1 protein-coding gene is annotated in these 294 nt (G+C 66.7%); it reads right to left on the reverse strand.

Annotation, left to right across the window (positions count from 1 at the left end):
- A partial coding sequence (locus tag ACNFBT_RS27200; protein ID WP_416753902.1) for a hypothetical protein occupies nt 1-294 on the reverse strand: 294 nt, incomplete at both ends.

The following is a 294-nucleotide window of genomic DNA, read 5'->3' on the forward strand; positions in this document are numbered from 1 at the left end:
GGAGCCCAGTTCGGTCTCGCCGTCGAACACGTGGATGATGTCGCCCTTCTCGGCGCCGCCACCGTTGATGACCGGAGTGGTGTCGTTGGTCGAACCGTCCTTCGGTACGTCGACCAGGTGCGCCGGATCGTCGTTGTCGACTACGCCGGTGATGCTCGGGGCATCCGGGGCGGTGGTGTCGACGTGGATCGGGTACGGCTGCGACGGCTCGCTCTGGTTGCCGGCCGGGTCTTCCGCGATCACGGTGAAGTCGTGCTCGCCTTCGTCCAGGGCCTTGTCGGCCGGGACTTCGAA

It is taken from the genome of Pseudomonas sp. NY15181 (assembly GCF_048068055.1).
Taxonomy (GTDB): Bacteria; Pseudomonadota; Gammaproteobacteria; order Pseudomonadales; family Pseudomonadaceae; genus Pseudomonas.